Source organism: Janthinobacterium sp. SUN026, assembly GCF_030397625.1.
GTDB classification, from domain to species: domain Bacteria; phylum Pseudomonadota; class Gammaproteobacteria; order Burkholderiales; family Burkholderiaceae_D; genus Janthinobacterium; species Janthinobacterium kumbetense.
Window position 1 is genome coordinate 175,735 of the sequence record NZ_JAPQNU010000005.1, and the last position, 26,468, is coordinate 202,202.

At 61.7% G+C, this 26,468-nt stretch carries 24 protein-coding genes and 2 tRNA genes; 19 read left to right on the forward strand and 7 right to left on the reverse strand.

The genetic code is table 11. The annotated features are described in order from the left end of the window. Positions 1-226 precede the first annotated feature (226 nt). Positions 227-769 (forward strand): inorganic diphosphatase, encoded by a 543-nt coding sequence (gene ppa, locus OX459_RS21770; RefSeq protein ID WP_034786159.1) that lies wholly within the window; start codon positions 227-229, stop codon positions 767-769. A 52-nt stretch (positions 770-821) separates the two neighbouring features. Here ppa and OX459_RS21775 read toward each other — a convergent pair whose 3' ends face one another. Beyond that, a complete protein-coding gene (locus OX459_RS21775; protein ID WP_289906730.1) occupies positions 822-1,955 on the reverse strand; it encodes a GNAT family N-acetyltransferase in 1,134 nt (377 codons plus the stop codon). A gap of 90 nt (positions 1,956-2,045) precedes the next feature. Between OX459_RS21775 and OX459_RS21780 the strand changes: the two genes are divergently transcribed. After that, on the forward strand, positions 2,046-3,662 hold the full coding sequence (locus OX459_RS21780) for an NAD+ synthase (protein WP_289906528.1): 1,617 nt from the start codon (positions 2,046-2,048) through the stop codon (positions 3,660-3,662). 41 nt (positions 3,663-3,703) lie between these two features. Continuing rightward, the gene (locus OX459_RS21785) at positions 3,704-4,042 is read left to right on the forward strand and encodes a P-II family nitrogen regulator (RefSeq protein ID WP_034758685.1); all 339 of its coding nucleotides are present in this window, start codon (positions 3,704-3,706) and stop codon (positions 4,040-4,042) included. Positions 4,043-4,257: 215 nt separating this feature from the next. On the opposite strand, the gene OX459_RS21790 is transcribed toward OX459_RS21785, so the two are convergent. The 3 genes from OX459_RS21790 to trxB all read right to left on the reverse strand — a co-directional run bounded on the left by OX459_RS21790 (position 4,258) and on the right by trxB (position 6,646). Next, a complete protein-coding gene (locus tag OX459_RS21790) occupies positions 4,258-4,887 on the reverse strand; it encodes a trimeric intracellular cation channel family protein (RefSeq protein ID WP_034786156.1) in 630 nt (209 codons plus the stop codon). A gap of 123 nt (positions 4,888-5,010) precedes the next feature. Continuing rightward, positions 5,011-5,685 carry a Smr/MutS family protein gene (locus tag OX459_RS21795; RefSeq protein ID WP_289906529.1) on the reverse strand — a complete coding sequence of 225 codons (675 nt, stop codon included), beginning with the start codon at positions 5,683-5,685 and terminating at the stop codon, positions 5,011-5,013. A gap of 7 nt (positions 5,686-5,692) precedes the next feature. Further along, positions 5,693-6,646 carry a thioredoxin-disulfide reductase gene (trxB, locus tag OX459_RS21800; RefSeq protein WP_034786153.1) on the reverse strand — a complete coding sequence of 318 codons (954 nt, stop codon included), beginning with the start codon at positions 6,644-6,646 and terminating at the stop codon, positions 5,693-5,695. Positions 6,647-6,862: 216 nt separating this feature from the next. Between trxB and OX459_RS21805 the strand changes: the two genes are divergently transcribed. The 3 genes from OX459_RS21805 (at position 6,863) to OX459_RS21815 (ending at position 11,264) form a co-directional block, all read left to right on the forward strand. Continuing rightward, a complete protein-coding gene (locus OX459_RS21805) occupies positions 6,863-9,223 on the forward strand; it encodes a DNA translocase FtsK (RefSeq protein WP_289906530.1) in 2,361 nt (786 codons plus the stop codon). 3 nt (positions 9,224-9,226) lie between these two features. Continuing rightward, the gene (gene lolA, locus OX459_RS21810; RefSeq protein WP_035826475.1) at positions 9,227-9,883 is read left to right on the forward strand and encodes an outer membrane lipoprotein chaperone LolA; all 657 of its coding nucleotides are present in this window, start codon (positions 9,227-9,229) and stop codon (positions 9,881-9,883) included. Positions 9,884-9,956: 73 nt separating this feature from the next. Then, on the forward strand, positions 9,957-11,264 hold the full coding sequence (locus OX459_RS21815) for a replication-associated recombination protein A (RefSeq protein WP_289906531.1): 1,308 nt from the start codon (positions 9,957-9,959) through the stop codon (positions 11,262-11,264). 3 nt (positions 11,265-11,267) lie between these two features. Here OX459_RS21815 and OX459_RS21820 read toward each other — a convergent pair whose 3' ends face one another. Both OX459_RS21820 and OX459_RS21825 read right to left on the reverse strand, forming a co-directional pair. After that, positions 11,268-12,008 (reverse strand): NAD(P)-dependent oxidoreductase, encoded by a 741-nt coding sequence (locus tag OX459_RS21820; protein ID WP_289906532.1) that lies wholly within the window; start codon positions 12,006-12,008, stop codon positions 11,268-11,270. Further along, positions 12,005-12,295 carry a DUF2917 domain-containing protein gene (locus OX459_RS21825; protein ID WP_289906533.1) on the reverse strand — a complete coding sequence of 97 codons (291 nt, stop codon included), beginning with the start codon at positions 12,293-12,295 and terminating at the stop codon, positions 12,005-12,007. The genes OX459_RS21820 and OX459_RS21825 overlap by 4 nt, the downstream gene beginning before the upstream one ends. A 180-nt stretch (positions 12,296-12,475) precedes the next feature. On the opposite strand from OX459_RS21825, the gene OX459_RS21830 reads away from it, so the two are divergent. The 5 genes from OX459_RS21830 to OX459_RS21850 all read left to right on the forward strand — a co-directional run bounded on the left by OX459_RS21830 (position 12,476) and on the right by OX459_RS21850 (position 16,448). Then, complete coding sequence (locus tag OX459_RS21830) at positions 12,476-13,897, forward strand: PLP-dependent aminotransferase family protein (protein WP_251351833.1); 1,422 nt, start codon at positions 12,476-12,478, stop codon at positions 13,895-13,897. Positions 13,898-14,173: 276 nt separating this feature from the next. Next, a complete protein-coding gene (locus tag OX459_RS21835; protein ID WP_289906534.1) occupies positions 14,174-14,377 on the forward strand; it encodes a hypothetical protein in 204 nt (67 codons plus the stop codon). Between the two features lie 146 nt (positions 14,378-14,523). Continuing rightward, on the forward strand, positions 14,524-15,813 hold the full coding sequence (gene serS, locus OX459_RS21840; protein WP_289906535.1) for a serine--tRNA ligase: 1,290 nt from the start codon (positions 14,524-14,526) through the stop codon (positions 15,811-15,813). 109 nt (positions 15,814-15,922) lie between these two features. Further along, a tRNA-Ser gene (locus OX459_RS21845) sits at positions 15,923-16,012 on the forward strand. Between the two features lie 346 nt (positions 16,013-16,358). Continuing rightward, positions 16,359-16,448 (forward strand) — tRNA-Ser (locus OX459_RS21850). Between the two features lie 161 nt (positions 16,449-16,609). Here OX459_RS21850 and OX459_RS21855 read toward each other — a convergent pair. After that, positions 16,610-17,272: a hypothetical protein gene (locus OX459_RS21855; RefSeq protein WP_289906536.1), complete on the reverse strand. Its 663-nt coding sequence runs from the start codon at positions 17,270-17,272 to the stop codon at positions 16,610-16,612. Positions 17,273-17,396: 124 nt separating this feature from the next. Between OX459_RS21855 and hisC the strand changes: the two genes are divergently transcribed. The 8 genes from hisC to xsc all read left to right on the forward strand — a co-directional run bounded on the left by hisC (position 17,397) and on the right by xsc (position 26,365). Further along, positions 17,397-18,452, forward strand: a complete 1,056-nt coding sequence (hisC, locus tag OX459_RS21860; RefSeq protein WP_289906537.1) for a histidinol-phosphate transaminase — start codon at positions 17,397-17,399, stop codon at positions 18,450-18,452. Between the two features lie 4 nt (positions 18,453-18,456). Continuing rightward, entirely contained in the window at positions 18,457-18,894 is a 438-nt protein-coding gene (locus OX459_RS21865) for a GNAT family N-acetyltransferase (protein ID WP_289906538.1), read from the forward strand. A gap of 63 nt (positions 18,895-18,957) precedes the next feature. Then, positions 18,958-19,827, forward strand: coding sequence for an NAD(P)-dependent oxidoreductase (locus OX459_RS21870; protein ID WP_128139945.1), 870 nt, complete (start codon positions 18,958-18,960; stop codon positions 19,825-19,827). A 207-nt stretch (positions 19,828-20,034) separates the two neighbouring features. Then, positions 20,035-21,099, forward strand: coding sequence for a YeiH family protein (locus OX459_RS21875; protein ID WP_251352042.1), 1,065 nt, complete (start codon positions 20,035-20,037; stop codon positions 21,097-21,099). A 16-nt stretch (positions 21,100-21,115) separates the two neighbouring features. After that, positions 21,116-22,420 carry a D-amino acid dehydrogenase gene (locus OX459_RS21880; protein ID WP_289906539.1) on the forward strand — a complete coding sequence of 435 codons (1,305 nt, stop codon included), beginning with the start codon at positions 21,116-21,118 and terminating at the stop codon, positions 22,418-22,420. Next, positions 22,417-23,232, forward strand: coding sequence for a thiazole synthase (locus OX459_RS21885; protein ID WP_289906540.1), 816 nt, complete (start codon positions 22,417-22,419; stop codon positions 23,230-23,232). Before OX459_RS21880 ends, OX459_RS21885 begins: the two co-directional genes overlap by 4 nt. Before the next feature lie 82 nt (positions 23,233-23,314). After that, positions 23,315-24,325: a porin gene (locus OX459_RS21890; protein WP_099664802.1), complete on the forward strand. Its 1,011-nt coding sequence runs from the start codon at positions 23,315-23,317 to the stop codon at positions 24,323-24,325. A 225-nt stretch (positions 24,326-24,550) separates the two neighbouring features. After that, on the forward strand, positions 24,551-26,365 hold the full coding sequence (gene xsc / locus OX459_RS21895) for a sulfoacetaldehyde acetyltransferase (protein ID WP_289906541.1): 1,815 nt from the start codon (positions 24,551-24,553) through the stop codon (positions 26,363-26,365). The last annotated feature ends 103 nt before the right edge of the window (positions 26,366-26,468 follow it).

Consider the following 26,468-nt stretch of genomic DNA (forward strand, 5'->3'; position numbering starts at 1 on the left):
CGGCATTAATTCAAGGCGTCGGTAGTATTGCTTAGGTGTTTGTACTTATTATTGCCGATGGTTTGTTTATTCTCTCGATGGCCGGTTGCGCGCGCCGGCGGGCCAGGCACGCCACTGTTGCTGGCTGGACGCGCAAAACGCCGGCGGGCCGCTGCTGCATCGCACAAGCTGCCTGTACTTCGCTATAATTGCGCGGTTAAAACACAATCCGCTAATGAGGAACCCCATGAGTTTGAATAACGTCTCTTCCGGCCGCGATCTGCCGAACGATTTCAACGTCGTCATCGAAATCCCGATGAATGCCGATCCGATCAAGTACGAAGTCGACAAGGAAAGCGGCGCGATTTTCGTCGATCGCTTCATGGGTACCGCCATGCATTACCCGTGCAACTACGGCTACGTGCCGAACACCCTGTCGCCGGACGGCGACCCGGTCGACGTGCTGGTCATCACCCCGTTCCCGCTGATCCCGGGCGTGGTCGTGCGCTGCCGTCCTATCGGCGTGCTGAAAATGACCGACGAGTCGGGCGAAGACGCGAAAGTGCTGGCCGTGCCAGTCGACAAGGTCCTGTCGATCTACAGCCACTGGCAAAAGCCGGAAGATCTGAACGAACTGCGCTTGCGCCAGATCCAGCATTTCTTTGAGCACTACAAGGATCTGGAAAAAGGCAAATGGGTCAAGATCGACGGCTGGTATGGTCCTGAAGTGGCCAAGGAAGAAATCCTGAACGGCGTTGCCGCCTTCAAGACCGACGCCGCCAAAGCCTAAGAACACCCAGTAAGAAAAACGCTCCCCGCCTGCGATGGCCGGGAGCGTTTTTTTATGCGCGAAACGGGCTGTGCTCGTTCAATTCATCGAGGTAGGCATCGATGCCGCCCCGTTCGCGCTCGAGGAAGCGCTGCACGGCGTCCGCAAAGGCCGGGTGCGCCAGCCAGTGGGCGGACCAGGTCTTTTGCGGCAGGAAGCCGCGCGCCATCTTGTGCTCGCCCTGGGCGCCCCCTTCGAAGGTGGCGATGCCGTTGGCGATGCAAAACTCCAGCGGCTGGTAATACGCCGTCTCGAAATGCAGGCAAGGCACGTGTTCGAGCGCGCCCCAGTAGCGGCCATACAGGGTGTCGGCCGTGTGGATCACCAGCGAGGCGGCAATGGCCCGGCCTTCGCGCTCGGCGATCACCAGGAGTATGTTCTGCGGCATGCTGAAGGCTATGCGCCGGAAGAAGTCCAGGCTCAGGTAAGGCGAGGAGCGGTGTTCCGCATAGGTATTGCTGTAGCAGCGGTGGAACAGTTTCCAGTCAGCATCAAGAGCGTCCACCCCGCGCACCTGGCGCAGGGTGACGCCCGCTTCGCGCACCTTGCGCCGCTCGGCGCGGATATTCTTGCGCTTCTTGTGTTCCAGGGTGGCGAGGAATTGCTCGAAATCCGTGTAGCCCGGATTGAGCCAGTGAAACTGCACGCCACTACGCATCAGGTAGCCAGCTTCCTCCAGCTGGCGCGCTTGGCTTTCCGGCGGGAACAGGATGTGGCAGGACGATACCTCGCTGGCTTGCTGCTGGGCCTGCAGGAAGGCCAGCAGGGCCGCGCGCGCCTCGCCATCGCGGGCCAGCAGGCGCGTGCCGCTGACGGGCGTAAACGGTATCGCGGACAGCAGTTTCGGGTAATATTCGAGACCATGTTGCTGATATGCATCGGCCCAGGCCCAGTCGAACACGTATTCGCCGTACGAGTGCATCTTCAGGTACAGGGGCAGGGCGGCGGCCAGCACCTCGCCTTGCCACAGCACCAGGTAATTCGGTTGCCAGCCCGTGTCCGCGCTGGCGCAGCCGGACTCGTGCAGCGCGTGCAAAAAGGCGTAGGAAAGGAAGGGAGTGGCGTCCGCCTGGCTTGCCAGCAGTTCAGACCAGGCCGCTTCGCCAATTTCAGCCAGGGTAGTGACGATAGCCGTGCGATAATTCATTGTTGTAGTGTGCATTCATCACTCTCGGGGCGCCGCCATCGGCCTGCGCGCCCCTGTCTTGTTTAATAGAACGAAATATCCATCATCATCATGACAGTCAAAGTCGCAATTGCTCAAATGAATAGTACGGTCGGCGATCTGGCCGGCAACCGTGCCAAGATCTTCGACCTTTCCCGCCGCGCGTTCGAGGCGGGCGCCGATATCGTGCTCACGCCGGAACTGTCGCTGGTCGGCTATCCACCCGAGGACCTGTTGCTGCGCAATGCATTCTACGCAAAAACGCAGGAAGCGTTTGCGGGACTGGCTGCCGACCTGGCCCAGTTCAAGGATTTGCACGTGGTGGTGGGCTTGCCCCTGCAGGACGAGAAGGGCGTGCGCCACAATGCCGCCTCCGTGTTGCTGAACGGCGAAGTGCTGGGCACCTATCGCAAGCACGACTTGCCGAATACGACCGTGTTCGATGAAAAACGTTACTTTACGTCGTTCGACCAGGCTTTCGTGTTTGGCGTGAAGGGCGTGCGTTTCGGCATCAATATCTGCGAAGACACGTGGTTCGAGCACGCACCGATGCGCGCCCGCGCGGCCGGCGCGCAAGTGCTGCTGGTGCCGAACGGCTCGCCCTACCACATGAACAAGCAGCATCTGCGCTATGACACCATGCGCAAGAATGTCAGCGCACAAGGCATGGCTCTTGTCTACGCTAACCTGGTCGGTGGCCAGGATGAGCTGATTTTCGACGGCGACTCGTTCGTCATGGATGCGGCCGGCACGATCTGCGCCCAGCTGCGCCATTTCGGGGAAGACTTGCAGGTCGTCGACTTCGACGGCGCCACCCCCGTGCCGCAGCCGCTGGCCGCACCGTTGACCACCGAAGCGCAGGTGTACCAGGCGCTGGTGCTGGGCGTGCGCGACTATATCGGCAAGAACGGCTTCCCTGGCGTGCTGATCGGCATGTCGGGCGGCGTCGATTCCGCGCTGACCCTGGCCATTGCCGTCGATGCGCTGGGCGCCGACAAGGTGCGCGCCGTGATGATGCCGTCGCAATTTACGGCCGATATCTCGTGGATCGACTCGCGCGACATGGTAAAACGCCTCGATGTGCGCTACGATGAAATTCCGATCAAGCAAACTTTCGACGCCTTCCGCGCCACCCTGGCCGAGGAGTTCGCGGGACTGGCGGAAGACGCGACGGAAGAGAATATCCAGGCGCGTATCCGCGGCACCTTGCTGATGGCCCTGTCGAACAAGCATGGCAGCATCGTCTTGACGACAGGCAACAAGAGCGAGATGGCCGTTGGCTATTGCACCCTGTACGGCGACATGGCGGGCGGCTTTGCCGTGATCAAGGATATCGCCAAGACCCTCGTCTACCGCTTGTGTGCGTACCGCAACAGCGTGTCGGACGTGATACCCGAGCGTATCCTGACGCGCGGACCGTCGGCCGAGCTGCGCGCCGACCAGCTGGACCAGGATTCCTTGCCGCCGTATGAAATACTCGACGGCATCATGCAGTTGTACATGGAAGAAAATCGGCCGATCGCCGACATTATCGAGGCTGGCTACCCGCCGGCCGACGTGGCGAAAATCACGCGCCTGATCAAGATCAATGAATACAAGCGGCGCCAGTCGCCGGTGGGCATCCGCGTCACGCACCGTGGCTTCGGCCGCGACTGGCGCTATCCCATCACTTCCAAGTTCTACGAATAAGCAGCCATCTGTCCACAATCCAACAATTTTAAGGAGTAGCCATGAAACAGATTACCGCCATCATCAAACCATTCAAGCTCGACGAAGTACGCGAGGCCCTGGCCGATGTGAACGTGACGGGCTTGACCGTGACGGAAGTAAAGGGCTTTGGCCGCCAGAAAGGCCATACCGAGCTGTACCGTGGCGCCGAGTATGTGGTCGACTTCTTGCCGAAAGTCAAAGTTGAAGTGGTGGTGGACGACAGCGTGTCGGAACTGGTGGTCGACGCCATCATCAAGGCGGCCCGCACGGGCAAGATCGGCGATGGCAAGATCTTCGTGCGCGACGTGGAGCAGGTCATCCGCATCCGTACGGGCGAAACGGGTCCAGACGCCGTCTAGCACCAGCCATAAGCTACTGCGCGTCGTGCTTTGCGGCCTGCGATGCTCACCGTGCTTCAGCACGGTTGCGCTTCTTAGCCACAAATCGCTGCCGCTCGCTACGCTTCTGGCAGGCGCTATGTAGATGTTCTTCAGCAGACCGTAGGTCGGATTAGCGCCAGCGCGTAATCCGACATGAGTTGCCAATAATATTATGGATTACGCATCAGCACCGTTCAGCGCCCCAAGCGCATGTCGAATTTCCAGCATATCAGGCGCAGAATCGTGATGCCGCTGGCGCTGGTCCACAGCGCAAAGTCGTGCTCGGCGCCGAAGTGCATCTGCAATAAATAAGCCCAGCAGCCGAAAAACGCGCAGATCGCATACGGTTTGCCGTCGCGAAACACCATCGGCACTTCGTTACAGACGATGTCGCGCATCACGCCGCCGAAAATTCCTGTAATCACCCCCATCATCGAGGCAATAAAGATCGGCATGCCGGCGCGCATGGCTTCGGCCACGCCCGCGATGGCGAACATGCCCAGGCCGATGGCGTCGGCGATGACGATCAGGCGTTCCGAGACGATCTGGCGCAAATGCTGGATCAGGGGCGCGGCCGTCAGGGCCAGCACGAAGATCAAAATCGCGTATTCCTGGTGCGACACCCAGAACAGGGGCCGCTTGTCGAGCAGGATGTCGCGCAGGGTGCCGCCGCCGAATGCCGTGATGAAGGCCACGACGAACACGCCGACCAGGTCCATGCGCTTGCGGCGCGCTTCGATGAAGCCGGAAAACGCGCCCACCAGGATGGCGATGACCTCAATGATCTTGATCAGCGAGCCAGGCGGCAATTGGGGTGGCATCATGGGTGGAGCGCTTGAGCAGGAAATAATTGTCACAGGTTAACATGACACGGCCCCGAATGGTGACAAACGGGGCCGTGTGCAGTGCGGAACTGGTGACTGAATTGTAATTGCTTGCTGTCAAGCCTAGCGGATGGGCTGCAGTGCGGAAGAAAGCAATACCACCAGCGCGCCATCGCCCCCTTCGGAGCGGCGCGCCTGGCAAAAGGCGATGACTTCATTCTTTTGCACGAGCCAGCTGTGCACCATCGATTTCAAGACCGGTTCCTGGCCTTTCGAGCCGAAACCCTTGCCGTGGATCACGCGCACGCAGCGCAGCTTGCGCCGCGTGGCCTGGTTCAAAAAGGCGCCGATGCCGTCGCGCGCCTCGTCGCGGCGCAAGCCGTGCAAGTCCAGCTCATCCTGCACGGGCCAGTGGCCCTTGCGCATCTTTTTCACGACGTCCGGTCCCACGCCGGGGCGGGCGTAGTTCAGGGCGGGATCGTTTTCCAGGTAATGGTCGACTTCGAACAAGTCCGACAGCGATTCGCGCAGCACGGCCGCATCGTCCTCTTCCGGCGACAGCTTGCGGGCCGGCTGCTGGGCCGCCATGGCGCCCGCCTTGGGCAGGCTGGGCACGTAGCGGTCCGACTCGGGCAGGCGCTTGACGCCGCCGATGCTGGCCTTGAACAGATTGCTTTCCACGGCCTGCACCTTGGCTTGCTGGACGCGCTCCGCCGCAGCTTGCGCGCGCGCGTCCGCCTGCTCCTTGAGCTGCTTGCTGACCGCTTTCAGGTCGGCAAAGTCTTTCATCGACGCCATGCGACGCTTACTCCTGGCCTTCCAGGTAGCGCTGGGCGTCCAGTGCTGCCATGCAACCCGTGCCGGCGCTGGTGATGGCCTGGCGGTAGATGTGGTCTTGCACGTCGCCGGCGGCAAACACGCCCGGCGCGCTGGTGGCGGTGGCCATGCCTTCCAGGCCCGTCTTGGTCTTGATGTAGCCGTTGTGCATTTCCAGCTGGCCTTCGAAGATGCCCGTGTTCGGCTTGTGGCCGATGGCGATGAACACGCCATGCACGCTCAGCGCTTCGACCTTGCCGTCGATGGTCGACTTGATGTTCAAGCCTGTCACGCCGCCTTCGTTGCCCGTCACTTCGTCCAGGGTGTGGTTATATTTCAACACAATCTTGCCTTCGGCAACCTTGGCGTTCAGGCGGTCGATCAAAATCGCTTCCGCGCGGAACTTGTCGCGGCGGTGGATCAGGGTGACTTTATTGGCGATGTTCGACAGGTACAGTGCTTCTTCGACGGCCGTGTTGCCGCCGCCGACGACGGCCACTTCCTGGTTGCGGTAGAAGAAACCATCGCAGGTGGCGCAGGCGGACACGCCCTTGCCCATGAATTCCGCTTCCGATGGCAGGCCCAGGTATTGCGCGGATGCGCCCGTGGCGATGATCAGCGTGTCGCACGTGTATTCGTGGCTGTCGCCCTTCAGGCGGATCGGTTTTTCATTCAGGAAAGTGGTGTGGATGTGGTCAAACACGATTTCCGTATTGAAACGCTCGGCGTGCTGCAGCAGGCGCTGCATCAGGTCCGGACCTTGCACGCCCATCGGGTCACCTGGCCAGTTTTCCACGTCGGTGGTGGTCATCAGCTGACCGCCTTGTTCCACGCCGGTGACCAGCATCGGGTTCAGGTTGGCGCGGGCGGCGTAGACGGCGGCGCTGTAGCCGGCTGGGCCGGAGCCGAGGATCAAAACGCGGGCGTGTTTGGTAGTGGTCATAATGAGGCTTCTCTATGAGTGGGGTCTATCCGAATTGGGGGCATACGCGCGAAGAACAAGGGCGTATTGCGCTTGCGCAAGCAATCCACGATTATAGACCAAGCCGCCTGTAGCGACGAATCGTGGGGCCGTCCGGGGCATATATGGCTTAGAATACTTCCTTATTATGGGAAATTCCCTTTCAGAAACATTTTTCACCTTGCAGCGCTTCCCAGAATGACTAAACCAGCCCAGGCCAATCAAAATAGCTACACCCGAAAACCGGTCGAACGCCGGCCCCTGCCCAACCGGCTGGTGCGGCTGTTGTCCGAGGCGCGCTGGTTCGCGCTGGCCGCGTTTGCCTTGTATTTCGTGCTGATCCTGGCCAGCTTCAACAAGCTCGACCCTGGCTGGTCGCACGCCACCAATGTCGACAAGGTCGCCAACCTGGGCGGCAAGCTCGGTGCCACCTTTTCCGATCTGTTGCTGTATATCTTCGGTTTTTCCGCCTGGTGGTGGTGCGTGTGGCTGCTGCGCACGGTGTGGAATGGCTATCGCCGCCTGAGTAAGCGCTTCCTGCTGGAAGAGGAAGAGGTGGAGCGCGAGCACCATGTCGAGATGCTGATCCGCATCGTCGGCTTCTCCATCATGCTGATCGGCAGCATGGGTCTCGAATACCTGCGCATGGCGAAAAGCCTGCACGTGCAGCTGCCGCGCGATCCGGGCGGCGTGCTGGGCCAGCTGGTGGGGCACTCGGCCCACGTGGCGTTCGGTTTCACGGGCGCCACTTTATTGCTGTTGCTGCTGTTCGGCCTCGGTTTCAGCCTGTTCTTCCATGTGTCCTGGCTGCAAGTGGCCGAGCGCATCGGCGGCGCCATCGAAGACGCTTTCAACTGGTTCGTGCTGCGCTACCAGGACCGCGAAGATCGCCGCCAGGGCGAAGTGGCCGCCGTGCGCCGCGACGAAGTGGTGGTGATCGAACGGGCCAAGCACGTGGAAAAGCACGTGGCCGCGCCGCCCGTGAAGATCGAGCCGCAAGTGGTCACCGTCGTGAAATCGGAGCGCGTGGAAAAGGAACGCCAAGCCCATCTGTTCGAGAACCTGGGCGATGGCAAGCTGCCGCCCTTGTCGCTGCTCGACGAGGCGCCACCCGTGGTGGAAACGGTTTCCGTGGAAACCCTGGAATTCACGAGCCGCCTGATCGAAAAGAAACTCTCGGACTTTGGCGTGGATGCCAAGGTAGTGGCCGCTTACCCCGGCCCTGTGGTGACGCGCTATGAAATCGAGCCGGCCACGGGCGTCAAGGGCAGCCAGATCGTCGGCCTGGCGCGCGACCTGGCCCGTTCGCTGTCCTTGACGTCGATCCGGGTGGTGGAAACCATTCCCGGCAAGAATTACATGGCCTTGGAATTGCCGAACAGCAAGCGCCAGATCGTGCGCCTGACGGAAATCCTCGGCTCCAAGGTCTACAACGATGGCGTGTCCAGCCTGACGATTGCGCTGGGCAAGGATATCGCCGGCAAGCCCGTCGTGGCCGATTTGGCGAAAATGCCGCACTTGCTGGTGGCCGGTACCACCGGTTCCGGTAAGTCGGTCGGCATCAATGCGACCATCCTGTCGCTGCTGTACAAATCCGACCCGCTCGACGTGCGTTTGATCCTGATCGATCCGAAGATGCTGGAAATGTCCGTCTACGAAGGCATCCCGCACTTGCTGGCGCCCGTCGTCACCGACATGCGCCAGGCCGGCCATGCGTTGAACTGGGCCGTGAACGAGATGGAACGCCGCTATAAGCTGATGAGCAAGATGGGCGTGCGTAACCTGGCCGGCTACAACGCGAAGATTGCCGACGCGAAAAAGCGCGAAGAACACATCCCGAATCCGTTCAGCCTGACGCCGGATGCGCCGGAACCGCTGGAAAAACTGCCGACCATCGTCATCATCATCGACGAACTGGCCGATTTGATGATGGTGGTGGGCAAAAAAGTCGAGGAATTGATCGCGCGTATCGCGCAAAAGGCGCGCGCCGCCGGTCTGCACTTGATTCTGGCCACGCAGCGCCCATCTGTAGACGTGATCACGGGCTTGATCAAGGCCAACATTCCTACGCGTATCGCCTTCCAGGTATCGTCGAAGATCGACTCGCGCACCATTCTGGACCAGATGGGCGCGGAAACCCTGCTGGGCATGGGCGACATGCTGTACATGCCGCCCGGCACCGGTTTGCCGATGCGCGTGCACGGCGCGTTCGTTTCCGATGAAGAAGTGCACCGCGTCGTCAGCCATTTGAAGCTGCAGGGCGAACCGAATTACATCGAGGGCATCCTCGAAGGCGGCACCCTGGAAGGCGACGGCGCCGAAGGCGGTGCGCCGGGCGAGGGCGGCGGCGAGGCCGATGCCCTGTATGACCAGGCGGTGGCGGTGGTACTGAAAAACCGCCGCGCCTCGATTTCGCTGGTGCAGCGCCATCTGCGCATCGGCTACAACCGCGCCGCCCGTCTGCTCGAGCAGATGGAGCAGAGCGGGGTGGTATCAACCATGCAATCCAATGGCAACCGGGAAATCCTCGTGCCGGCGGCAAGTGCCGAACAAGGGTAAAGAATGAAAAGCAATACTTTCGCAGCAAAAATGATGATCGGCGCGGCCAGCGTTGCCTGCAGCCTGCTGTTCGCGGCCAGCGCCTCGGCCAGCGCGCTAGAGCAATTCAAGAGCTTTGCGGCCGGCACCAAGTCGGCCAAGGGCGAGTTCGTGCAGCGTCAAGTCAAGAAGGCGGACGCCAGCGGCAAGGCGAAAGTGTCGACGCCGGCCAGCGGCACGTTCGAGTTTGCCCGTCCGGGCAAGTTCATCTGGACCTATCTGAAGCCGTACGAGCAGTTGCTGCAAGCCGATGGCGACAAGCTGTATATCTACGACAAGGACTTGAGCCAGGTGACGGTCAAGAAACTGGGCGACGCGCTCGGTTCCTCGCCGGCGGCCATCTTGTTCGGCAGCAACGACCTGGAAAAGAATTTCACCCTGGCCGAAGCGGGCACGCGCGATGGCCTGGAATGGCTGAAAGCGACACCGAAAGCCAAGGACACGACTTTCGATGAAATCACCATCGGCCTGCGCAACGGCGTGCCGGAAGCGATGGAATTGCGCGATTCGTTCGGCCAGACCTCGGTGCTGGCGTTCAAGAACTTCCAGAAGAATCCGGCGCTTTCGGCCAATCACTTTAAATTTGTCATGCCCAAGGGCGCCGACGTCATTAATAATTAAGACTGTCGCGCCTTGCGTATGAGCCGGCCTCGCAGCGATGCGGGGCTTTTGCATTCTTATTAGGTAACTCACTATGGCGGATCTCTTTTCCACCGCACCGCGCCAGCCGCTGGCCGAAGCCTTGCGGCCAGCCACCCTGAACGAAGTCATCGGCCAGACGCACCTGCTGGGCGCTGGCAAGCCGCTGCGCCTCGCGTTCGAGGCGGGCAAGGCCCATTCGATGATTTTATGGGGGCCGCCCGGCGTGGGCAAGACCACCCTGGCGCGCCTGATGGCGAATGCCTTCGACAGTGAATTCATTGCCTTGTCGGCCGTATTTGCTGGCGTGAAAGATATCCGCGCAGCCATGGACCAGGCCCGCCACAGCCTGGACCAGTTCGGCAAGCACACCTTGTTGTTCGTCGACGAGATCCACAGGTTTAATAAATCGCAACAAGACGCCTTGCTGCCCTTCGTCGAATCAGGCCTGGTGACGTTCATCGGCGCGACGACGGAAAACCCCAGCTTCGAAGTCAATTCGGCGCTGCTGTCGCGCGCGCAAGTGTATGTGCTGAAATCGCTCAACGAAGACGAGATGAAGCAGTTGCTGGCCAAGGCGCAGTCCACGGCCTTGACGCACCTGAGCTTCGACGAGGCGGCGGCCGACACCCTGATCGGCTACGCGGATGGCGATGCGCGGCGCTTCTTGAATTTGCTGGAGCAGGCCGAGACGGCTGCCAGCTCGACGGGCACGACCAAAATCGACGCGGCCTTCGTCGACAATGCGCTGACCTTGAATTCGCGCCGCTTCGACAAGGGCGGCGACAATTTCTATGACCAGATTTCCGCCCTGCACAAGTCCGTGCGCGGTTCCAACCCGGACGCGGCCCTGTACTGGTTTTGCCGCATGATCGATGGCGGCGCCGACCCCCGTTATTTGTCGCGGCGCATCGTGCGCATGGCCTGGGAAGACATCGGCCTGGCCGATCCCCGTGCCTTGACCATGGTCAATGATGCGGCGGAAACATATGAACGGCTCGGTTCGCCCGAAGGCGAGCTGGCGCTGGGCCAGGCCGTCATCTACCTGGCGATTGCCGCAAAAAGCAATGCCGGCTACAACGCGTTCAACACGGCCATGGCCTTCGTCAAGAAAGATAAATCGAAGGAAGTGCCCGTGCACTTGCGCAATGCGCCGACGAAGCTGATGAAGGAACTGGGCTACGGTCACGCCTACCGCTATGCGCACGATGAACCCGATGCGTATGCGGCCGGCGAAACCTATTTTCCGGACGGCATGGCGGAGCCGGGCTGGTACCAGCCCGTGCCCCGCGGCCTGGAAAGCAAGATTGCCGACAAGCTGGCCTGGCTGCGCGAGCTTGACAGGAAGGCAGGCAAGGGCTGAGGCTTACAGGCCCAGCAAAGTAAAACCGTCATCCTGCGGCGCGTAGCCCACCAGCTGGTGCGTCGCCGCGATCGACAGCCGTTTATAACGGTTGTCCGACACGCCATGCACGACGTGGTAGCCGGGCGGCACGTCGGCGGCGATGCAGCGGGCCAGCAATTGCACCACGTCGCGCTCGCTGATGAAGGCGGCGATGTCGCGCGCGCTGTGTTGTTGACCTTTCTCAAACTGCGCCACGTTGGCGATGCGCACGGCGATCGCCGTCATGCCATGCTGGTGGGCGAATGCGGAGGCCACGCCTTCGCCGAAGGCCTTGCTGGCGCCATACATGTTCGCCGGGCGCGCCGGCATGTGCTCGTGCACCTGTACGTCGAGCGGGTAGCCTTCGATGGCTTGTGCGCTGCTGGCGAACACGACTCTTTTCACGCCTTGCGCCTGTGCCGCGCGGAAGATGTTGTGCGTGCCGATGACGTTCGGTTGCAGCAGTTGCGCATCGAAATCGGCGCTGGCGTGCGGCACGCCGGCCAGGTGCAGCACCACGTCGATGCCGGCGCAGGCGGCCAGGCAGGCGGCGTAGTCGCTCACGTCGAGCTGGATGGATGGGCAGGGCGCTTCGGCCAGCTTGCCTGTGTGCAGGTCGGCCAGGCGCAGGGAAAATTCCCCGTGCCGGCTCTTCCAGAAAACGGTGCCGATAACGCCGGCGGCGCCCGTGACGAGGACGCGCAGTGGTGGTGCTTGAGTCATGTATTCCTAGTATTCAAGGTGTGAGGCAGTGCCAGGTTCAGCCAGCGCAGCAGGGCGGGGCGCTGTGCGCTTGTGCCATGGACTCGGATGTGTCCGCTACCCACGGCTTCGACCAGCACCAGACCGTCATTCGGTATCGTATAGCGTTCGCCGCTGCGCAGCACGCAATCCTCGAACTGGGCGTAGGCCGTGATCCACGCCGTGCCGGACAGGCATTCGATGACCTTGGCGCGCCCTTTTTCCAGGCGCAAGGGCCGTTCGCTGCGTAATTCGTGGTCGGTATGCATGGCGTCGCTCCTGTTGTGCTGACAGGAACAGCTTAGGCGCTTGCCGTGAACCATGACAGATGCAGGAAAACGAAATTGTGATGAATACAGTACACTTCGCCGTAGACTGTGCTTATCAAAAAAGCGGGCAACTGTATCTGTGCCGGCCCCGCGCGGCCGCCGCATACTGAAGGGATGAACATGAGCGCGCATTTGAATCTGTATGAGCACCTGGCCAACGAGCTGGGCGCGCTGATCGATTCGCGCGTGTTCGCGCCCGGCGACCGCCTGCCGTCGATACGCCACCTGGCGCAGCAAAAGCGCATTTCCATCAGTACCGTGATGCAAGCCTTGCGTCTGATGGAAGACCGGGGGCAAGTCGATGCGCGGCCCCAGTCCGGCTATTTCGTGCGCCACCGGGCGCCACGCCGGCCCTGCAGCGCCGACGCCCAGCACCTGAAGGAGCCAGCCTTCGTCGGCATCAACAATCTGTTGATGCGTGTGCTGAAGGACAACGAGACGGCGAATATCGTGCAGTTGGGCACGGCATGGCCGCCCGACGAAATCTTGCCGATCAAGCGCATGCAGCGCACCATCAGCGCCGTGGCGCGGCGCGATCCCGTCCTGCTGAGTAAAGTCAGCTGCTACGATATCAGCGAAGGCAATTTCCTGCGCCAGGTGGCGCGCCGCGCGCTGGACTGGGGCAAGCTCGACCCGCACGAGATCGTCGTGACGAATTCCTGCACGGAAGCGATCAGCCTGTGCCTGCGCGCCGTCGCCAAGCCGGGCGACACCATCGCCATCGAGTCGGCCACGTATTTCGTGCTGCTGCAAATGATCGAAAGCCTGGGCATGAAGGCGCTGGAAATTCCCACCGACCCGAAGACGGGGCCGTCGCTCGACGCGCTGGAACTGGCCCTGCGCGCCGGCCTCGTGCAAGCGTGCCTGTTCGTGCCGAACGCGAACAACCCGCTCGGCTGCGTCATGCCGGAAGCAAACAAGAAGCGGCTGGCGGGCCTGCTGTCGGAATTCAATATTCCGCTGGTGGAAGACGACGTATATGGCGACCTGTGCTTTGCGCCGCAGCGTCCGTGGCCCGTGAAGGCCTATGACACGAGCGGCAATGTGCTGTTGTGCTCCTCGTTTTCCAAGGCGATCACCCCCGCGTCGCGCGTGGGCTACGTGCTGGCCGGGCGTTTCGCGCAGGAAGTGGCGCTGCTGAAAACCGTGTCGAGCGGCGCCACCAGCCATTTCTTCCAGGCCGTGCTGGCCGACTTTCTGGAAGGCAGCAGCTACGACCAGCAGCTGCGCAAGATGCGGCGCACCCTGGTGCAGCGCATCGCCCGCATGTCCGACGCCGTGGCGGCCAGCTTTCCGGCGGACTGCATGCTGTCCGAGCCGCAGGGCGGTTTCGTGCTGTGGGTGCAGATGCCGCCGCAAGTCGATGCGCTGGCCCTGCATGGCCAGGCCATCGCGGACGGCGTGGCGTATATGCCGGGCCAGCTGTTCTCGGCCTCGGGCAAGTTCGGCAATTATCTGCGCCTCAATTGCGGCAATGCGTGGACGCCGCGCATCGAGCAGGCTATCGGCCGGTTAGGGCGTCTGGTCAAGGACGCCTTGTAGAACGCCTGTCAAAACCTACTGCGCGGCGCGCTTTGCGGCCTGCGATGCTCACCGTGCTTTAGCACGGTTGCGCTTCTTAGCCACAAATCACTGCCGCTCGCTACGGTTTTGTCAGGCGTTGTTCATTCCCTTGTTTTCCCTTCAGTCCCCGTTTTTCACCGTTCGCTCCCTGTTTTTCGCCGCTGGTCGCAAGCCGGTGGCGTTGTTTGCGGCCGTTGGCTAAAGTACCACCATACCAGCAGCAGTCAACGAAACAAACTAACCAGGAGTCACATCATGAACGCACTGAAAAACATGGAAATCACCTTTGTCGCCGCCGCCATCATCGCCATCGGCGCCAGCTTCGCCACCGCCGGCGCGAATACCCTGGAAGTGAGCGCCAGCAGCAGCGTGATCGCCCAGGCTGCAGACAGCACGATGCCTGTCGTTACCGTCAGCGCCCGCCGCCTGACCGCTGCCGAAAAAGCCGCGTTCATTTAAGCAATAAGCCAAGCAGAAAATGTAAAGCGGGCGCGAGTGCCCGGCCAGGCCGCCATGACGATGGTTGACCTTGCGCAAAACTCATCGAAGTGAACTGGGTCTTGGTACAATGAGTGCTTTCGATACATCGGCACCGCCATCCACCCATGATAGATATCCAACTTCTCCGTAAAGACATCGCCACCGTCGCAGAACGCCTGGCGACGCGCAAATTCCAGCTCGACGTGGCAGGCTTTACCGCCCTCGAAGCCGAACGCAAGGCGATCCAGACGCGCACCGAAGAGCTGCAGGGCAAGCGCAATGCGCTGTCCAAGCAAATCGGCATGTTGAAAGGCAAGGGGGAAGACACCTCGGCCGTGATGGCGCAAGTGGCTGGCCTGGGCGATGAATTGAAAGCCGATGAAGCGGCCCTGACCCTGGTTCAAGCCAAGCTGAGCGATTTCATCATGGCCGTGCCGAATTTGCCGCATGAATCGTCGCCCCTGGGCACGGACGAGTCGGGCAACGTGGAAGTGCGCAAGGTCGGCACGCCGCGCACCTTCGATTTCGAGGTCAAGGATCACGTCGACGTGGGCGCCCCGCTGGGCCTCGACTTCGAAGTGGCTACCAAGCTGACCGGTTCGCGCTTCTCCGTCATGAAGGGCGGCATCGCCCGTTTGCACCGCGCACTGGCGCAATTCATGCTGAATACGCATGTGGACGAGCACGGCTACACGGAATGCTATACGCCGTACATGGTCAACGCCGATTCCTTGCGCGGCACGGGCCAGTTGCCGAAATTCGAAGCCGATCTGTTCTCGGTGAAAAAAGGCGGCGCGGAAGGCGAGGGCGAGACCTTCTATCTGATCCCGACGTCGGAAGTGTCGCTGACCAACATCGTGCGCGATGAAATCCTGGCGCTCGATCAACTGCCCCTGAAAATGACGGCCCACACGCCATGCTTCCGCTCGGAAGCGGGCAGCTACGGCCGCGACACGCGCGGCATGATCCGCCAGCACCAGTTCGACAAGGTGGAAATGGTGCAAGTAGTGCACCCGGATACGTCGTACCAGGTGCTCGATGAAATGGTTGGCCACGCGGAAGCGATCTTGCAACGCCTGGGTCTGCCATACCGCGTGATGTCGCTGTGCACGGGCGACATGGGTTTCGGCGCCACCAAGACCTTCGACCTGGAAGTATGGCTGCCGGCGCAAAACACCTATCGCGAGATTTCGTCCCTGTCGAATTGCGAAGCCTTCCAGGCCCGCCGCATGCAGGCGCGTTTCCGCAACGCGGCCGGCAAGCCGGAACTGGCGCACACCCTGAACGGCTCCGGCCTGGCAGTGGGCCGTACCCTGGTGGCCGTGCTGGAAAACTACCAGCAAGCGGACGGCAGCGTCGAGATCCCGGCCGTGCTGCGCCCCTACATGGGCGGTCTGACGCACCTGAAGGCTTAAAAGGGTCGGGCAGCCGGTGAATGGAAGGCGAAAAATAGTCCTTCCATTTTTTCAAGCGGCTGCTATAATCTTGCCTTCTCGCAGCAATGCGGGAGAGACCGCAGCAAATGGAGAGGTGGCAGAGTGGTCGAATGTACTTGACTCGAAATCAAGCGTACGTTAAATCGTACCGTGGGTTCGAATCCCACCCTCTCCGCCAGAACAAATAGAGAAAGCTCCCGCAAGGGAGCTTTTTTTATTTGTGGCGGCGAAGAGGAGCAAGGCGCCTGCGCGCCTTGCGCGTGGGATTCGAAGACGAGCGCGTATTCGCGCGAGGCTCCCCGAATCGTCAAATTGGTTTTCACGCGTGCGCCAAGGCGGCGTCTACAAAGGCGAGCCGCGCCTTTATGAGACTCTCAGAATCGCCCAATTGTTTTTTTGGTTTGGCCACCAGCCCTCAGTTGCAAATCGCCAATAAAACCCCTACCCAAGCCAACAATCCCCATGCTAAAATAGCGCCTCGTTCAAACAGGCACGTCAGTTTGGACGAATAGACCGCAGTAAACGGAGAGGTGGCAGAGTGGTCGAATGTACTTGACTCGAAATCAAGCGTACGTTAAATCGTACCGTGGGTTCGAATCCCACCCTCTCCGCCAGAATACATAAGAGAAGCTCCCGCAAGGGAGCTTTTTTTATTCCCCCAAGGTCAAAAGACCACCAGCGCAAAGTCCAGGTAGAAAAACCGCCCAAAGCGCGCAGCGCAAGGCGTTTTTTCCTCCATTCAGACTTTGAAAGCCAGCGTCCCCACTACCGCAAGCTAGTGCACGAGCCTCGCCACCGCAAACGCGACGCCCGACATGGCAATGATCGTCCCCACACACGACAGGATGACAGCCGACTTCGCCTCAGCCACATCTGACTTGGTCGCATAATTGGAGCGCACCACAGCGAGGTCCAGTTTCAAGCCACTGACATCCGTCTTGAGAGCGCCGACATCGGTCTTGAGAGCAGCGACATCCGTTTTCAGACCAGCAACATCCACCTTGAGGCCAGTGACATCCGTTTTCAGGCCGGCAACATCCACCTTGAGACCAGCCACATCGGCCTTTACATCCTTTACGTCCAGTTTCACACTGGCCATGTCTTTTGCCAGTGCGTTGACTTGCTCGTCCATGGCGCAATCCTCCGTGCTTGTCACTGCATGCTCCTCGCTTTTTTCACCGCTGTCAAACAGTGTCCCGAGGGTATCGCGCATGGCTTTGCTATTGCTTGCCAGGCGTTGCGCCAGCGCCGTCACGCGCTGCAAGTCGGCCATTCCTTCGCCCTGTAGCTGCTCCGTGGCAGTCTGCAATTCGACGGTGATCTGCTCGCTGAGACTGGCTGCGACCTGCAGCCACGCATCGATCTTGCGCTGGCGTGACTGTTGCGCCAGCGCGCCATGCCGCACCTGCGTATCGCTCAGCTTGTGCATGCTGTTCATGCTGCGTCCTCTTCGCGTTGGGGCCGATGCCGCCTACGCTACTCCTCGCCGATAGTGTCCGCCTTGACCCCGCTCACCCTATGGTAATCTACCGTATCCCCATCCTGCCCCCACCAATAAAGCAATGAGCCGATTCTGGAGCACCATCGTCAGCGAGCTGACCCCCTACATCCCGGGCGAGCAACCGAAACTGCCCGGCCTGGTCAAACTCAACACCAACGAAAACCCCTACGGCCCGTCACCGCAGGTGCTGGCCGCGCTGCGCGCAGCGGCCAACGACAGCCTGCGCCTGTATCCGGACCCTTCCGCCAGCGAACTGAAGCAAATCCTGGCCACTTACCACGGCTTGAGCAGCGCGCAAGTGTTCGTCGGCAACGGTTCCGACGAAGTGCTGGCGCTGGCCTTCATGGCCTTGCTCAAGCACGATGCGCCGCTGCTGTTCCCGGACATCAGCTACAGTTTCTATCCCGTGTATTGCAAGCTGTACGGCATCGATTACCGCACGGTAGCGCTCGACGAGTCCATGCGCATCCGCCCGGAAGACTACCAGGGGCTGTGCGGCGCCATCATCTTCCCCAATCCCAACGCGCCGACAGGCGTGGACTTGCCGCTGGCCGGCGTGAAAACCCTGTTGCGCGAGCATCCCGACGCCGTGGTGGTGGTCGATGAAGCGTATGTGGATTTCGGCGGCGAGAGCGCCGTGGCCCTGGTCGAGCGTTATCCGAACTTGCTGGTGGTGCAGACGTTCTCGAAATCGCGCTCCTTGGCCGGCTTGCGCGTGGGCAGTGCCTTCGGGCATCCGGACCTCATCGAGGCGCTGGAGCGAGTGAAGAACAGTTTCAATTCGTATCCGCTGGACCGGCTGGCGCTGGCCGGCGCCGTCGCGTCGCTGCACGACGAAGCGTATTTCCAGCAGACGCGCCAGGCCGTGATCGCCAGCCGCGAACAGCTGACTGCGGACTTGACGGCGCTGGGCTTCGAGGTGCTGCCTTCGGCGGCCAATTTCGTGTTTGCCCGCCACCCGCAGCATGACGCGGCGCAACTGGCGGCCGGCTTGCGCGCCCGCTCCGTGATCGTGCGCCATTTCAATGCGCCGCGCATCAGCCAGTATTTGCGCATCAGCATCGGCAACCCGGACGAATGCGCAGCCCTCATGGCGGCGCTGCGCGACCTGCTGTGACGCCATGCTGACCTTCTTGCCTGTCAGCCTGGCCGATGGCGAGGCGCTGGCCAGCCTGCGCGTGGCTGCCATGCGTGCAAGCCTGGAGCGCATCGGCCGCTATGATCCGCAGCGCGCGCGTGATCGTTTCCTGGCCAGCTACGACCCCGCCCGCACCTGGCAGTTGCGCCATGACGACACGCTGGCCGGCTTCTATGTGTTGCGGCCGCAAGCGGACTATCTGTTGCTCGACCACCTCTACCTGGCGCCCGGCTACCAGCGGCAAGGGATGGGCTCGGCCGTGCTGGCGCGCGTGTTTGCCGAGGCCGATGCGGCCCGCCAGAGCGTGCGCGTGGGCGCCTTGCGCGGCAGCGAGGCGAACCGCTTCTATGTGCGTCACGGCTTCGTGCCCGATGGCGAGGAAGAGTTCGACCTGTATTATCGGCGCGCCCCCGCGCTTTGAGGCTGCCGGCGGCGACTGTTTGTGCAACAATAATCGGATTCATTCATCGACAGGACGGACAATATGGCAAAAGTGGCATTCATCGGTTTGGGCGTCATGGGTTTCCCCATGGCAGGTCACCTGGCGGCGGGCGGGCACGACGTCACCGTGTACAACCGCAATCCGGCCCGCGCGGCCGCCTGGCTGGAACAGCACAAGGGCAGCAGCGCCGCCACGCCGGCCGCCGCCGCTGCAGGCGCCGAGTTCGTGTTTACGTGCATCGGCAACGATAATGATCTGTATCAAGTCATCCTGGAAGAGGGCGGCTTGCTGTCCGCCATGGCGCCGGGCAGCATCCTGATCGACCATACGACGGCCTCGGCCGAAGCGGCGCGCACCATCCATGCGGCGGCGAAAGAGAAGGGCGTGTTCTTCCTCGATGCGCCCGTGTCCGGCGGCCAGGCGGGCGCGGAAAACGGCAAGCTGACCGTGATGGTGGGCGGCGATGCGGAAGCGTATGCAAGGGCCGAGCCCGTCATCGCGCTGTTCTCGCGCGCCGTCACCTACATGGGTGCTTCCGGTTCCGGCCAGCTCACAAAAATGGTCAACCAGATCTGCATCGCGGGCCTCGTGCAAGCCTTGAGCGAAGGCATCGCCTTTGCGGAAAACGCAGGCCTGGACGCGGCCCTCGTCGTCGACGTGATTTCCAAGGGCGCGGCGCAGTCGTGGCAGCTGGAAAACCGGGGCAAGACCATGATCGAGCGCAAGTTCGACTTCGGCTTCGCCGTCGACCTGATGCGCAAGGACCTGGGCATCTGCCTCGCCGAAGCCAAGCGCAACGGCAGCGACTTGCCCGTGACGACCTTGACGGACCAGTTCTATGGCGAAGTGCAGCAGGCGGGCGGCAACCGCTACGATACATCCAGCCTGATTACCCGCCTGAACAAAAAGTAAGCCCTCAGGCTCATAGTTAAAGAGCGGCGCGTCCCTGCAAAGGGCCGCGCCGCTTGTCGTTTACGCCAGCATCAACCTTAAAACGTCAGTTTCCGGAACATCCGGTTTCGATTTTCATGGAAAAGCATGGACTTCGCTAGCTCATCGTGTATTATTAAAAAACGAGATGAAATGTCCCAATTTTTAAAACATTATGAGCGGACCCGCATGAAAACCAACTCCTCAGCGATAACACGCGTTGTCGACAAGAACATTCCCTACCTGTCTTCCGCCGTCGCCATCTGGCGTCCCCGCGCCGTGCTGCGCAGCTGGCCCGGCGTGGCCATCGCGCTGGTGATCGCCCTGTCGGCCACCTTTATTTCCAGCAATTACGGCGGCCCCCAGTTGCTGTACGCGCTGTTCTTCGGCCTGGCCTTCCACTTCCTCGCCTCCGACCCCACCTGCAAGCCCGGCATCGAGTTTTGCAGCAAGGTGCTGCTGCGCACGGGCGTGGCCCTGCTGGGCGCGCGCATCACCTTCAACCAGATCGCTTCCGTGGGCGTGACGCCCTTATTGATCGTCGTCGGCGGCCTGGTGGCCACCCTGGGCTTTGGCTATATGCTGGCCAGGTGGCTGAAACGGCCCATCACGGAAGGGATTTTGTCCGGTGGTTCCGTGGCCATCTGCGGCGCCTCGGCCGCGCTGGCCATCTCGGCCGTGCTGCCGCAAACCAAGGAAAACGAGAAATTCACGCTGCTGACGGTGGTGGGCGTGACGTCGCTGTCCACCCTGGCCATGATCGTCTACCCGCTGCTGGTCAAGCTGCTGGGCTTTGACCCGACGGAAGCGGGCGTGTTCATCGGCGGCACCATCCATGACGTGGCGCAAGTGGTGGGTGCCGGCTACCTGGTGAGCAACCATACGGGCGACGTGGCCACCTTCGTGAAACTGACGCGCGTCGCGTGCCTCGTGCCCGTCGTGCTGGGCCTGTCGATCATGTTCAAGCGCAAGGATGGCAAGAGCGAAGTCGATGCGCCGCCGCTCGTGCCCTTCTTCCTGATCGGCTTTGTCTGGCTCGTCATCACGAACAGCCTGGGCCTGATTCCGCAGGAAGTAAATGGCTGGATCAACAATGCCTCGCGCGCCTGTCTCGTCATCGCCATCGCTGCGCTGGGCGTGAAAACGTCGTTCCAGTCGCTGGCCTCACTGGGCTGGCGTCCCGTGATCATGCTGGTGATGGAAACGGTGTGGATTGCCGCCTTCGTCGCCATTGCCGTCCTGCTGACGCGCTGAGCGAACCGGGCCCGCCATGAAGATCCTCGTCCTCGGCGCCGGCGTGGTCGGCACGGCATCGGCCTGGTATTTGCGCCAGGCGGGCCACGATGTGCGCGTGTTCGAGCGCCAAGCGGGCGCCGCGCAGGAAACCAGCTTCGGCAACGGCGGACAGATTTCCGTCTCGCATGCGGAACCGTGGGCCAATCCCGCCACCCTGCGCAAGGTCGTGCGCTGGCTGGGCAAGGACGATGCGCCGCTGCTGTTCCGTCCTCGCCTCGATACGTTGCAATGGCAGTGGGCGCTGCATTACCTGCGCGAGTGCTTGCCGTCGCGCGTGTCGCGCAATATGCGGCAGATCGTCGCCCTGGCCGAGTACAGCCGGCAGAGTTTGCAAGCTCTGCGCCGCGAAACGGGTATCGCCTACGACCACCTGGAGCGCGGCATTCTGCATTTCTATACGGAGCAGCAGGAGTTCGATAAATCGCAGTCGGGCGCCGCCCTCTTGCGCGAGCTGGGCTGCCCGCGCAATACCGTCAGCGCCGATGAAGTGATAAGGCTGGAACCGGCCCTGGCCCATGCGCGCCCGCACATCGTCGGTGGCGATTTCACGGCCAGCGACGAGTCGGGCGACGTGCATCTGTTTACCACGGCGCTGGCGGCCCGGGCCGCCGCGGCCGGCGTGGATTTTCAGTACGGCACGACGGTGACGCGGCTGCTTCTGGATGGCGAAAGAGTTACTGGCGTGGAATGCATCGATGCGCAGGGCTGCCACCGCCTGGAATACGCGGACGCCGTGGTGGTGGCCATGGGCAGCTTTTCCGCGCCCCTGCTGCAGCCGCTGGGCATACGCTTGATGTTGTATCCGGGCAAGGGTTATTCCGCCACCTATCCGATCCTTGACCCATCCGCCGCGCCGACCGTCTCGCTGACGGACGACGGCTACAAATTGGTGTTTTCGCGCCTGGGCGAGCGCTTGCGCGTGGCGGGCACGTGCGAGCTGAACGGCTACACGCGGGAACTCAATCCCGTGCGCTGCGCCGCCATCACGCGCCGCGTGCAGGCGCTGTTTCCCCACGCCTGCGATTACAGCGACCCCGTCTACTGGGCTGGCTTGCGCCCCCTGACGCCGTCGAACGTACCCTACATCGGCGCCACGCGCTACCGCCAGCTGTTCCTCAACACGGGTCACGGCACCCTGGGCTGGACCATGGGCTGCGGCGCGGGCAGGGCGATCGCCGACCTCGTGTCGGGACGCCGGCCGGAAGTCGATTTTGCGTTTTGCGGCGAGCCACCCCGGCAAGAGACCGCTTTGGTTCAACTTAGGAGAGCACCACGATGAGAGACGACGCCCCCCCCAGCCAGCCACCCAGCGGCCTGACCCTGGCCGGCACCACCTACCAGTCGCGCCTGCTGGTGGGCACAGGTAAATACAAGGATTTCGAGGAAACGCGCCTGGCCATCGAGGAGAGCGGCGCCGACATCGTCACCGTGACGATCCGCCGCGTGAATATCGGCCAGGAAAAGGGCGAGCCGAACTTGCTCGACTTCATCCCGCCATCGAAATACACGATTCTGCCCAACACGGGCGGCTGCTACAACGCGCGTGACGCCGTCTACACCTTGCAACTGGCGCGCGAGCTGCTGGGCGGCCACCCGCTGTGCAAGCTGGAAGTACTGGGCGATGAAAAGACCCTGTTCCCCAACATGCCGGAAACCTTGAAGGCGGCCGGGGAGCTGGTGCGCGACGGCTTCCAGGTGATGGTGTATTGCAGCGACGACCCCATCCAGGCGCGCATGCTGGAAGACCTCGGCTGCATCGCCGTCATGCCGCTGGCCTCCCTGATCGGCTCGGGCATGGGTATTTTGAATCCGTGGAATTTGTCGCTGATCATCGAGCAAGCCCGCGTGCCCGTGCTGGTCGACGCGGGCGTGGGCACGGCGTCGGACGCGGCCATCGCCATGGAACTCGGTTGCGACGGCATCCTGATGAATACCGCCATCGCGGCGGCGCGCGAACCGATACGCATGGCGCGCGCCATGAAACTGGCAGTGCAGGGCGGGCGCGAGGCTTACCTGGCCGGACGCATGCCCCGGAGAGCGAACGCCATGAGCGCTTCGCCCTCGTCGCCGATGGCCGGGCTGATCGCCTGAGCCGCCGCATTTACCCGCAATTGCAGCACCGTTGTTGATTCTTGTTGAAGTACCCATAAAAACCACAATACCTGGAGATGACATGAAACACACACTCGTAGCGGCAGCCATCCTGGCTTCCTTTCTTGCCGGCAACGCCAGCGCCCAATCGTCCGTCACCGTGTACGGCTTGCTCGACGCGGGCCTGACGTCCGAACATGGCGGCGCGGACGGTTCCGTCACCAAGCTGGCCACCGGCGTGCAGTCGGGCAGCCGCATCGGCTTCAAGGGCACGGAAGACCTGGGCAATAATTTAAAGGCCAACTTCTTGCTGGAAAACGGCCTCGACGTGGATACGGGCGCCAACCGCCAGGGCGCCTTGTTCGGGCGCAAGGCTTACGTGGGCCTGTCGGGCGGCTTCGGCGCCGTGAACCTGGGCTTGCAGCACAACCCGCTGTTCACCGCGCTGGACAATATCGATCCGTTCGAGACGGGCATGACGGGTGCCTCGATCAACCTGATGAGCGTGGCCAGCCTGCGTACGAAAAACTCCATCATGTACGAGACGCCAAAGGTGAACGGCCTGTCGGCCGCCGTCATGTACGGCCTGGGCGAAAAGCCGGACAGCAACACCCTGGGCCGCACCATCGACTTTTCCATCGATTACGCCAACGGCCCGCTCGTGCTGACCCTGGCCCACGACAACCGCAAGGATACGCCGCTGAACACGGCGAAAGTCACCTTGCTGGGCGGCACCTACGACTTCGGTCCCGCCAAGCTGCACGCCGCGTATGAAACGGACAAGGACGATGCGGGCACGGATTTCCGCAACTACATGCTGGGCGCATCGGCCCCCGTGGGCGCGGCGGGCAGCGTGATGGCTTCGTACATCCGCAAGGATGACCGCACGAATGCGCGCCGCGGCGGGCGCCAACTGGCCATCGGCTACACGTATGCCTTGTCCAAGCGCACGAATCTGTACACCTCGTACGGCCGTATCAGCAACGATGGCGCGGGCACCAACTTCGTCGGCGATGCATCGAGCGGCGGTAGCGTGCCCTTGCCTGGGCATAACTCGAGCGCCTTTACGGCCGGCATGCGCCTGAAGTTCTAAGCGCGACGGCGCAGCGAGGGATGGCGGCTTGTCTGTTGCGGATAAGCCGCCATTGTTGTTTCAGGAGTGGGGCAAAGTCGCGGATTCCGGATTCAGGAATGAAACAGTCCGATTTTTCATGAAATTTCATTGACAGCGCATTTCGCAACCGTTAAATTGAACACGTATTTCAAATATCGGAACAAAACATACCGATTTTTCATAAAACCGTAAGGAGACTGAGCCATGACCGATTTGTCCGACCAAAAAGCCGCCGCCGCAGCGATACCTGTAGGCCCGCAAAAGATGACGCCTTCCGAAGCGTTCGTGGAAACCCTGGCCGCCAATGGCGTGACCGACATGTTCGGCATCATGGGCTCGGCCTTCATGGACCCGATGGATATCTTCGCCCCGGCCGGCATCCGCCTGATCCCCGTCGTGCACGAGCAGGGCGCCGGCCACATGGCCGACGGTTATGCGCGCGTTTCGGGCCGCCATGGCGTCGTCATCGGCCAGAACGGCCCCGGCATCAGCAATTGCGTCACGGCCATCGCCGCTGCCTACTGGGCGCACACCCCCGTCGTGATCATTACGCCGGAAACGGGCACGATGAGCATGGGCCTGGGCGGCTTCCAGGAAGCGAACCAGTTGCCGATGTTCGAGGAATTTACGAAATATCAAGGCCACGTGACGAATCCCGCCCGCATGGCGGAATTCACGGGCCGCTGCTTTGACCGCGCCATGTCGGAAATGGGCCCGACGCAGCTGAACATCCCGCGCGACTATTTCTATGGCGAAATCAAGGCCGAGATCCCGAAACCGAACCGCCTGGACCGCGGCGCCGGTGGCGAGCAAAGCCTCGACGATGCGGCTGAGCTTTTGGCGCAAGCCAAGTTCCCCGTGATTATCTCGGGCGGCGGCGTCGTCATGGGTGAAGCGATCGAGGAGTGCAAGGCCCTGGCCGAGCGCCTGGGCGCGCCCGTCGTGAACAGCTATCTGCACAATGACTCCTTCCCCGCCAGCCACCCGCTGTGGTGCGGCCCCCTCGGCTACCAGGGTTCCAAGGCGGCAATGAAACTGATCGCCCAGGCCGACGTCGTCGTGGCCCTCGGTTCGCGCCTGGGACCGTTCGGCACCTTGCCGCAGCACGGCATGGATTACTGGCCGAAAAACGCCAAGATCATCCAGATCGACGCGGACAACAAGATGCTGGGCCTGGTCAAAAAGATTTCGGTGGGCATCTGCGGCGACGCCAAGGCGGCCGCCAAGGCGATTATTGCCCGCCTGGATGGCAAGAAGCTCGATTGCGACGCCACGCGCGACGCACGCTATGCCACCGTGCAAGCCGAAAAGGCTGCATGGGAAGAAGAATTGACGAACTGGACGCACGAGAAAGATGCGTACAGCCTGGACATGATCGAAGAGCAGAAGAAAGAGCCGGGCAATTACCTGCACCCGCGCCAGGTCTTGCGCGAGCTGGAAAAAGCCATGCCGGAAGACGTGATGGTGTCGACCGACATCGGCAACATCAACTCGGTGGCCAATAGTTACTTGCGCTTCGAAAAGCCGCGCAGCTTCTTTGCGGCGATGAGCTTTGGCAATTGCGGCTACGCGTTTCCGACGATCATCGGCGCGAAAGTGGCTGCACCGCATCGTCCGGCCGTGTCGTATGCGGGCGACGGCGCATGGGGCATGAGCTTGATGGAAACGATGACTTGCGTGCGCCATAACATTCCCGTGACGGCCGTGGTGTTCCACAACCGCCAGTGGGGCGCGGAAAAGAAAAACCAGGTGGATTTCTACAACCGCCGCTTCGTCGCCGGGGAACTCGACAACCAGAGCTTCGCGGAAATCGCACGCGCCATGGGCGCCGAAGGCATCACAGTCGACAAGCTGGAAGACGTGGGCCCGGCCCTGAAAAAGGCCATCGACATGCAGATGAATGAGGGCAAGACCACCATCATCGAAATCATGTGCACGCGCGAGCTGGGCGACCCGTTCCGCCGCGATGCGCTGAGCAAGCCGATCCGCCACCTGGACAAGTACAAAGACTACGTGTAATCAGTCTGCCCGATCCTTGTATGACCCCGGCTTGCCGGGTTTTATGTGCCGGAATCATGTTTCATGTCTCATGCTTCATGCTTGCGTGGTTCCGGCATTTTTT